The organism is Bartonella saheliensis, from assembly GCF_902162175.1.
Map to the genome: position 1 here is coordinate 1 of NZ_LR607237.1, position 10647 is coordinate 10647.

Below are 10647 nucleotides of genomic sequence, written 5' to 3' on the forward strand. Positions count from 1 at the left end.
CGCGCACACTGATACGTTTAACAATCCCCCCCACAGAGCCAGATTCCACATAGTCTCCGATTTTAAATGGTCTTCCGATCAGAATAATAAGCCCAGAGACAAAATTTTGCACAATATTTTGCAATCCGAACCCAATACCAAGCGACAGCCCACCAGCAATAAGCGCAAAATTTTTCAGATCAAAACCGGCCATTGATATTCCTATCAAAGCCGACACGACAATACCACTGTAACCGATGACTGTTTTGATAGAATTACGGACCCCAGAATCAAATTCCCCATGCTCTAATACAGTTCCATCTAACCAATTGATAATTCGCCGGATGAGGAACCAACAAATAAAAAAAGCAACAATCCCAGTTACAAGCGAAGTTAAAGAAATAAATACATTTCCAATTTGAAAGCCCGTCATTAACTGCCACAACACCGCATTTAAATCGGAATATGAAAATCCGAATTGTATAGCAATTGGCATTGCACAAAAGACAACCACGACCAAATTGAGAAAAATGCTCAAAATTCCCCCTAATTGATTCATTGTTTTTTCATCTAAATGCAGCCAGTGCATTAGAGTATAACCAAGGCTTGTTTTCATAAATTGGCCTTTAGTTCCAAGTGCTTGAGCACTTTGTATTCCCAAATACATGAGAACTAAAAACGCTCCACCAATTATGATCTGCTGCACAATAAAACGTGCTAGGCCAACATAACCCAAACAATTCATGACAATCAGCAATATTCCCAACGCAATGAGAGGAATACGTATATAAAATGGCCAAAAACGTGGCTCTTCTTTCCCTTGAGCAATCCCACGTCTAAAGCGTAAAGGTATAAATGAGATAATAAACAGCAATATCGCAACAAGAAAAACAGCAATAAAACTTTTCGCAATCGTCAAAGAAAGAGAGGCAGAAACAATTTGATAAATACTATCGAAAACAGCATCAAATGCCAAAACTCCACCTAAAAAAGTAACCAAAACCACCAATTGATATGCTGCAGACGGTATAATATTAAGAAGATGCGTGCGGGTCTTATTCGATGCTAAAAGAACAACTGCTAAGCGATTGATAAAAAAAACGAATACGATTTGATACCCTATCGTCTCAAATACCATTGTGAGTTTTCCTGGATCCAAACCAAAACTATCGAATAAAAACAATATAAGATAGACACAAACAACACATATAAGCGAAGGAAGAAGAACTGAAATAAAAGCGACCAATAAGCGTTGTAAATACGATATTTCTTCATTACTCTTCATCAAATGACAGCGTACATGCACCAGAATTTTGCGAGAAAAATAAGAAAGCCCTAAAGCAATAAAAAGTGGAATCAAAAAACAAAGAAAAAGATGTAACGATTTGAAATAAAATACAAAGTTCCACCAAGAGCTCAATAACAAAAGAAAATCAGAGGCAGCCTCTTTTGTTTTTTGGGCCAGATGTTGGAGCATAGGCATTGAAAACTCAAGCCTGTGTGTAAGTGTGCGTTTAAAAAGCTCTCGAGATTGAGAAATAGCAAGTTCAACTATTCTATTTGTAGCCAAAAAGATTGCTTCAAATCGAAGAACTATACTATTAATTTCAGCTTTTTTCTCTATCAATCGAGAGCGTTCATCCACTGTTTTTTTCAAATCACCATGGAGTTCCTCTAATTGATCAAGAAGTGCATTAATATCATTAAGAGGAGCACGCAAAACAAAGGCTGCTTCTAGGGCACGTTTACTGATATCTTGTGCACGTAACCGCAGCTCCACCAAAGCCCGTTCATCCTCTAATTTATTTTCAAATTCTTTTTGTAAAGTTTCTGTATCTTGCTCAAGATTTTTAATAATCTGCTGTTGTTGTTGAATAATTTCATCAATAGAATAAGAAGAATCTCCTTGCCCAATGACCGCATTTTGCGATTCAAAGCCTCCCCATGCACAACAACTGAATGCAACAATGAATCCAAAAATAAAGAAAAGGACGCGTAATTTTTTTCTAAAAAATGAATACATATCTGCCTTAGATGTATAAAGAGGAATCTATACCCCTCTTTAAAATATGGCATAGAATAAATATTTTCAACTTTTATAGAATAAGCTTATAAAAGCTTTTCCTTCTCCCATAATACTGATAATAAAGAAAAAGGATAATGATAGACTTATGAAGCTTAAGAAGATAACGGAGGCATTTTAACATGCTCTTTTTGCACCTTTATTGCAAAAAAGAAAATTTTCTCTCTTTTACGGCTTGGCTTCTTCTGTCCAGCTTTAGCGTATTATTGACGAGCAACCTGGAAAGGTTAGCTTCTTTAAGCAAGCAGCCCCAAGCAAATAACATAGTGAGAACAAATACACTTGATTCACAAAACGAGTGTATGCACTCGAATGCTCCAATAACTGAAAACAAAAAATTTGTAACATTTTATACAGATTCTATTCTATCTATAAATATTATTCAGAATATTCTGGTATTGAATCTCTTTTTAATAACGAGCATAATTTTTTGCAGACAATTTGGGCATCTTCAAATGCAATATTTTGCCAATAAACGTGCTCCTCCTTTTGCTTGAATTATGCAACGATCTTCTGATATCGTTTTTGTCTTCCATTTTTATAACTATTAGATTGCCTATTAGCGGAATATATCATGCGTACACCTAGTTGGTTAACTACTTTTTATTGTTTGATTCTTTTAAGCAGCATTTATGTTGCCTTGCCCAATTTATTTTCGCAAGAACAGGTTAAAAATTCAAAATTCTTACCCGACACCCGTGTAGCCCTTGGTCTTGATCTTCAAGGAGGCTCTTCTCTCCTGCTCGAGGTTGATAGCAAAACATTAAAACGCGATCAATTACACACCGTTTTAAGCAATGTGCGCAATGTGTTGCGTGAAAAACAAATTCGTACCTCAAGTGTTCGTATCGTCGAAGATAGCGTTGTTGCCCTTATTGCTGATGCATCACAAACTGAAAAAGCTCTCTCAGCCTTAAAGACATTAATAACCCCCATACACAGTAGTTTTGGGACGACAGAACATAACATCACCATTAGTGCTCAAAATGAAATACTCCGTGTCACGTTAACGGAAGCTGGGATAAAAGATCGTGTAAGCAATGCCATTGAACAAAGCTTAGAAATTATCCGTCGCCGTATCGATCAAGTTGGTGTTTCAGAACCAGCGATCCAAAAGGTTGGAAATGATCGTATTATGGTCCAATTGCCTGGCTTACAAGATCCAAAACAATTGCGAGATCTTTTAGGCACAACCGCTAAGATGAGTTTTCATCTTGTTCCCTCTAATGTGGACCCCAATAATCCCCCTATAGGTGTTTCCATTCTTCCTGGATATACTGATGAAACACAACGCTATGCCATTTATGATCAAATTGCCTTAGATGGAAATGTCCTTAAAGATGCCCGCGCTGGTTTCGACCCACAAATACCAGGACGTTCTATTATTTCATTTACGCTAGATTCTGCTGGTGCAAAAATATTTGCCGATATAACACGACAAAACATTAACCGTCCTTTTGCCATTGTTCTTGATAACAAAGTTTTAACCGCTCCTACCATCAATAGTGTCATCCCTAACGGACAAGGGCAAATTACAGGAAACTTTGATCCCAAAGAAGCCTCAACTCTGGCTGCTCTGCTCCGCGCTGGTTCCCTGCCTGCCCCCCTCACCGTAATTGAAGAGAGAACTGTAGGACCAAACCTTGGTGCTGACGCCATACAAATGGGGCTTTACACCGGCATAATTGGTTTTATGCTTGTTACAATTTTTATTTTTCTCCTCTACCGAATTTGGGGACTCATTGCCAATATAGCCCTAGCACTCCACACGATTTTAACATTTGCAGCCCTCAGTCTCCTCGGAGCAACGCTAACTCTGCCTGGTATTGCTGGTATTATCTTAGGTATTGGTATTGCCGTTGATGCGAATATTCTCATCAATGAACGTATCCGTGAAGAAAGTCGAAAAGGCGTGAGTGCTTTTGCAGCCCTAGATCGTGGTTTTAAACAGGCTTTTGCAACCATTGTTGATGCGAATGTTACGGCAATTATAGCGACTGTTTTACTCTTTTGGTTTGGTACTGGTCCCGTTCGTGGTTTTGCCGTGACTATGTTGCTTGGTATTATCATCTCCATGTTCACCAATATAACCATTGTACGCATCATGATGATTTGGATTGTTCGTAAATGGAAAATTAAAAAATTGCATATTCACTCTGCTTTCAACATTCTCCCCCAAAATACAACTTTTCATTTTATGAAAGCGCGCTTTATTGGTATTGGCGTCTCAATTATTTTATCAATAGCTTCAGTTTTTTTGTTTTTTAAGCCTGGCTTGAATTTCGGAATTGATTTTATTGGTGGTAGCCAAATGAGTATTACCACGAAAGTACCAGCAGACCTAGCAGCCCTGCGTTCCAAGCTTTCTACCCTTAATATTGGTGAAATTACTCTGCAAAATATTGATAACGAAAATACCGTCCTCATTCGCATGCAGAAACAAAATGGGAGTGAAGCACAACAAACCATCGCTATTGATAAGGTCAAAACAGCTGTACAAAATATCTATCCAGATACCACATTTGATCAAATAGAAGTTGTTGGTCCCAAAATTTCAGGAGAACTTGCAACAGCTGCTTTTACTGCTGTTATTCTCGCAGCTATTGCCATGACTCTTTATATATGGTTGCGCTTTGAATGGTTTTTTGCGGTTGGTGCAATTATAACGCTCATTTTAGATACGACCAAAATGATTGGTTTTTTTGCTTTATTCCAATTTGATTTCAATTTAACAGCCATCGCTGCTCTGCTAACGATTGTTGGCTATTCCATAAATGATAAAGTTGTTGTTTATGATCGCATGCGCGAAAATATGCGCCTTTATAAAACAATGCCGTTACGCGAACTGATTGATCTGTCAATTAATCAAGTTCTTGTCCGTTGCTTTTTTACATCAGCCACAACAATTCTTGCTATGCTTCCTATGGCGATATGGGGTGGAAGTGCCGTTCATAATTTTGCATTGCCCATGGTTTTTGGGGTTATTGTTGCAACATCATCTTCTATCTTTATCGCTGCTCCCATTTTACTCCTGCTAGGAAATTGGTGGCGTGAACGAAATAATCGTGTAAACACTAAGGAGAAATGAAAATATCCTTTGATACATATGATACATCATTCCTCCCTTTTCAAAGAAATAAGAGGTATTTTCATTCATTCGCTTTTTGATCAAGAATAGTAAATAGTCCATGCTCCACGACACACCACTTATCACAACCATCGTTGCCGGCTTATGTTTAGCATTTTTTCTGGGAATGATTGCCAGTCGTTTGCGTATATCACCACTGGTAGGATACTTATTAGCCGGCGTTATTGTAGGACCTAATACAGGTGGTTTTAGAATAGATTCTACCATTATAAACCAACTCGCTGAAATTGGTGTCATTTTGCTTATGTTTGGTGTTGGACTCCATTTTTCATTAAAGGACCTTTTATCTGTCAGAGCCATTGCTATCCCTGCTGCCATTGGGCAGATGGCATTTTCTACTCTTTTAGGATTGTGCCTTGGTTTAATCATGGGGTGGGAGCTCAGTAGTAGTTTAATCTTTGGTTTAGCTTTATCCATAGCAAGTACTGTTATTATGCTGCGTGCTTTGCAAGAACGTCATCTCATTGAAACAGAAAAAGGACGGATTGCTGTTGGATGGTTAATTATCGAAGATTTAGCAATGGTCCTTATACTTGTCCTCATACCATCATTAGCAAACGTTCTTAGCAATACAAAAAAGGAAGCCTTTGATCCCCTTGTTCAATGGTTGGATTTAAGTATTTGGGGCATTTTTGGTCTTACCATTCTAAAAGTTATTCTCTTTATTGCCCTGATGCTTATCATTGGGCGGCGTGTTATCCCGTGGTTACTAAAAATGAGTGCCCAATCAGGATCACGTGAATTATTTCGTCTAAGCGTCTTTGCGATTGCACTAGGAGTAGCTTTCGGAGCAGCCCATTTATTTGGTGTTTCTCTATCTCTTGGTGCCTTTTTTGCAGGCATGGTTATGAGTGAATCAGAATTAAGCCATCGTGCAGCAGAAGAATCCCTCCCACTACGAGATGCGTTTTCTGTTCTCTTTTTTGTTTCTGTAGGCATGTTATTTAATCCGGGGAAATTATTAACGCATTTTTTCCCTCTACTCGCAACATTGTTCATTATTATAGTAGGAAAATCTGCTGTTACCTTTTTCATTGTTAAAGCTTTTCGCTATTCTAATGCAACAGCTTTGACCATCTCTGCAAGCCTTGCCCAAATCGGAGAATTTTCTTTTATTCTTGCAGGTTTAAGTTTTAGTCTGGGGCTTTTAAACAATGATGCCCATGATTTAATTCTTGGAGGAGCAATTCTTTCTATTTTGCTCAACCCTCTTGTTTTCATTGCCTGTAACAAAATAAAAAAACGTTTAGAAAATTTTTCTACCAATACACAAGATACGCAAATAATTATTGACATTGATTCGCAAGATCCAGACCAAGAATTTTTACCAACAACCTTAAAAACCAATCATATTGTAATTATTGGCTATGGTCGTATTGGTCAATGCGTTGCATTATCTTTAACAGACAAAGGTGAATCTGTTGTGATCGTAGAAGAAGCAAAACGCCTCGCAGATCAAGCCATTGCAGATGGTTTCGAAGTCATTTGCGGCAATATCATTCAGCAAGAAATAATAAACGCAGCCAATATAAGTGGTGCAGATAAAGTTGTTATTACAATGCGAAGTACTATTGAAGTAGGAGAATGTATAGTGAATATACGTGACATGAAGAAGGATATTCAGATAATCACACATGCACTTTCCGATGTAGAGACAACTTATCTTATTGATTTAGGCGCAGATATTGTAGTAGTTGATAATGAGGAAATTGCTAATGGTATAATCGAGCATGTAACGGAACAGAGATCTATCAAAAATATACATAATCGTGAATCAAATTTCATCGAAAACATAAATGGGTAAAAAGCGTGAAGATAAAGCAGTTTATATGGCCATTTATTGGTATTGTAGCAATGGTGGTATCTATCCGCATTCTTTATATAAAGCTTTCTGCCATTTCTTTTAGTGATGTATTAGAACGCTTGAGCAATTTGGATACACAGCACTGGATTTTAGCCTGTTTATGCTCTCTTTTTGCTTACGCGGCTCTTGCTGGATATGATCGAATTGCCTTACAGCATCTTGGCCATAAAATTTCTTGGATTTTCATCGCGATCTGTTCATTTACAACCTACGCTCTTTCACACAATATCGGTGCTTCAGTTTTTTCTGGTGCCGTCGTGCGTTATCGAGCCTATAAAATGAAAGGATTAAATGGAACAGAAATCGCCATACTCGTAGGCTTTTGTTCTTTTACTTTTGTCATCGGTACAATTTTACTGTTAGGGATCGTTTTGATTCTGCAACCCGAAATTATCACCCTCATTCATGAAGAGCTTCCTGAATGGCTTGGAACCATAGTTGGAGCAATTTTACTCAGTTGCATAGCACTTTATACGTTTGGGAGTTGGCTTCAATTGAAACCCTTACGCTTGGGCAAGAAAATTCAGCTTTCCTATCCGCGGCTGAAAATTGTTATTCAACAGCTTCTCATTAGCCCTCTAGAGCTTTTAGGAGCAGCAGGAATTATATATGCAGTCCTCCCCTACAATGCAGATATTCATTTTATTTCTGTTCTCGGCGTTTTCCTAGCATCTTTTACAATAACGCTTCTCTCCAATGCTCCAGCAGGAGGTGTAGGCGTTCTTGAAGCGCTCTTCATAACAGGTATGCCCAATATAAATCCAACCGATGTTATCGCAGCACTTATTGTTTTTAGAATACTTTATTTGATTATACCACTCATCATTTCATTATTTGTGGTTGCTATTTTTGAAACGCAACAATATTGGAAAAGAGCTCCCAAAGCCCCCCCTAAATAAATCAAAAACTATCTATGATTTCTTTTTTATGTGCTTATCAATGATATAAACATTGCCGAAACTCAGTTGCATCTGTAACTTAATATAATTATTATTTTTTGTTTATCTTTTTACCTTCGAACTTGAAATGCCCATAGACTTGAAAATATCTATCCTTGTAAAAAACAATCGTTTCTACAATAGATAACATATTGATTTATAAAGATAATTTATCTTCATTCAACTTGAATTAGAATCTTGAATACTGTAAAATTCTCTCATTTCAAATCTCTTCCACGTTAAATCAATCAAAACCATGTCTTTTGCACGTTATAAACGAGAAGAGCTTATGACATAAAACTGTACAAAAAGACTAAAAACGCCTTTCTTGCCTATGAAACGTCTCAAATACCAAGAGCTGTTGGAATTTATTAGGAATCGGAAAACAGTATGGTGATGTCGGATTGCTCCTTCTCCCCAATTTTATTTAGCCCTTTATAATTACGTAATCAGCAAATTATTTATAATACAAAATAAATGGTGGGTGATGAGGGGATCGAACCCACGACCCGCTGATTAAGAGTCAGCTGCTCTACCGACTGAGCTAATCACCCATAAGCTTCCCAAAAGATGAGAATGAGCGTTTCTATAACGCTCCTAAGGGAGGATGTCTAGATATTTTGTTGCTTTTTATATAGCCTCATTGTCTGTAGGGTTTAAAATATGCTATTGACCACTTGATCTTATATAAAAATAAACCCATTATAAGAGGCTCTGTAAATAAATATTCTGATGGTTATACAGAATCTATAATTGGAGGATTATCGAGCATAATGCCCGAACAAAATTTAGAGGAACCTTCTTGTCGTTGTCAACGGAGTGGGGCGTTGTTTTGTTTTATCAACAATCATATGCGTTTAAAATCATATGCGTTTAAGCAATATTTTTCTGTTTTTCTCTTTGAATGTAAATTTTTTACATTCAAAATTCATGATCCAATATGCGAATAAAAGCCCATGATTTTTTTTGTTAATCGCGCGCTTTTAAGCTTTTAAAAGGTGAGAAATGATGGAATGGATCACTGATCCCCATGCGTGGTTTGGTTTGGTCACGTTGGTTTTCCTCGAAATTGTTTTAGGAATAGATAACCTTATCTTTATTGCAATTTTAGCTGAAAAATTGCCACTCCATTTGCGTGATCGAGCACGCTTAATAGGTCTTACTTTAGCATTAATCATGCGGCTTTTCCTTCTTACAGTTATTGGATGGGTTATGAGACTTGATACGGTCATTCTTTCATTTTCATCCTTTGTTTTTAGTTGGCATAGCTTTATTTTAATTGGAGGTGGAGCCTTTTTGCTAGCAAAAGGAACGTTAGAATTACATGAAAGGTTAGAAGGAGTATCTCATGAAAGAAAAACAGGCGTTGCTTATGCTGTTTTTTGGCAAGTAATTGTTCAAGTCGTGGTGCTGGATGCTGTTTTTTCACTCGATAGTATTATCACCGCAACAGGTATGATTGCAAAAGAACAAGCCGCAGTTATGTATATTGCAGTCATTACTGCTATGGGAGTCATGATGTATGGCTCAGGCTCTCTTATGCGTTTTATTAATCGTCATCCTACCATTGTAATCCTTTGTCTTGGATTTTTGATGATGATTGGTTTTACGCTCATTGTTGAAGGGGTCGGTTTTCATATTCCCAAAGGGTATTTGTATGCTGCTATTGGTTTTTCTGTTCTCATCGAAGCTTTTAATCAAATTGGACGTCGTAATCGTGAAAAGATGATTACAACGAATGATCTACGCAGTAGAACAGCTGATGCTGTTTTAAGGCTCTTAGGAGGGGGAAATAAAGATAGTCATCTTGCTGAAACTGTAGATGTCATTGCTGAACAAGCCGCAGCTTCTGAGTTATTTAGACCAGAAGAAAAAGAGATGATTCGTGGAGTTCTCGATTTAGCAGATCGTCCTGTTCGCTCTATCATGTCGCCGCGCAATGAAATTGAGTGGTTAGATTTAAATGCTAATGAAAATGAAATGCGTGAAGAATTACAAAAGGTTAAACATAGCCGCTTAATTCTTGCGCGTGAAAAAGTGGATGAATTTGTTGGTGTTGCATTAACAAAAGATCTTCTTTTGAATCTGGCTGAGGGTAAAAAGATTAATTGGAAAAAAGCGATGCGAGAACCGCTTGTTGTTCATGAAAACACAAGTGTTTTACGATTAATGGAACAATTACGTCATTCTTCGATTCAGCTTGCAATTATTGTTGATGAGCATGGTTCTTTTGAAGGGATTGCAACACCAACCGATATTCTTGAAGCTATTGCAGGAGATTTTCCTGATGACGATGAAGAGCTCATGATTGCAGAACAACTTGAAAATGGCAGCCTTCTTGTAGAGGGATATGCTGATATCCGTCGTTTAAGTGGTTATCTTGGACGAAATCTAGTTGATGAAGCAGACCGTTATACGACTCTAGCAGGTTTTATGCTTTGGCAATTTGGTCATTTGCCGAATGAAGGAGAAAGTTTTGAAACGGAAGGTTTACGCTTTAAAGTAATTGAAATGGAACGCCGAAACATCTCTAAAATCCTTATTTCTCCACTTGTGTTACCAGAAAAAAGCTAATTTTTTTGATCCATAAGATAAGTAAAAAGAATAGAAGATTGATTACTTAATTATATCGTTC

At 37.4% G+C, this 10647-nt stretch carries 5 protein-coding genes and 1 tRNA gene; 4 read left to right on the forward strand and 2 right to left on the reverse strand.

The genetic code is table 11. From position 1 onward, the window contains the following. A partial coding sequence (locus tag FS875_RS08470; protein ID WP_144755631.1) for a mechanosensitive ion channel domain-containing protein occupies positions 1 to 2002 on the reverse strand: 2002 nt, incomplete at its 3' end. Positions 2003 to 2636: 634 nt separating this feature from the next. Here FS875_RS08470 and secD point away from each other — a divergent pair. The 3 genes from secD to FS875_RS08490 all read left to right on the forward strand — a co-directional run bounded on the left by secD (position 2637) and on the right by FS875_RS08490 (position 7973). Further along, the gene (gene secD, locus FS875_RS08480) at positions 2637 to 5150 is read left to right on the forward strand and encodes a protein translocase subunit SecD (RefSeq protein ID WP_144755637.1); all 2514 of its coding nucleotides are present in this window, start codon (positions 2637 to 2639) and stop codon (positions 5148 to 5150) included. 100 nt (positions 5151 to 5250) lie between these two features. Further along, positions 5251 to 7014 carry a cation:proton antiporter domain-containing protein gene (locus FS875_RS08485; RefSeq protein WP_144755640.1) on the forward strand — a complete coding sequence of 588 codons (1764 nt, stop codon included), beginning with the start codon at positions 5251 to 5253 and terminating at the stop codon, positions 7012 to 7014. A 5-nt stretch (positions 7015 to 7019) separates the two neighbouring features. Continuing rightward, positions 7020 to 7973, forward strand: coding sequence for a lysylphosphatidylglycerol synthase transmembrane domain-containing protein (locus FS875_RS08490; RefSeq protein WP_144755642.1), 954 nt, complete (start codon positions 7020 to 7022; stop codon positions 7971 to 7973). Positions 7974 to 8490: 517 nt separating this feature from the next. Here FS875_RS08490 and FS875_RS08495 read toward each other — a convergent pair. Then, positions 8491 to 8566: transfer RNA gene (locus tag FS875_RS08495), tRNA-Lys, on the reverse strand. Positions 8567 to 9017: 451 nt separating this feature from the next. Here FS875_RS08495 and FS875_RS08505 point away from each other — a divergent pair. Continuing rightward, on the forward strand, positions 9018 to 10586 hold the full coding sequence (locus tag FS875_RS08505) for a TerC family protein (RefSeq protein ID WP_144755645.1): 1569 nt from the start codon (positions 9018 to 9020) through the stop codon (positions 10584 to 10586). Positions 10587 to 10647: the final 61 nt, after the last annotated feature.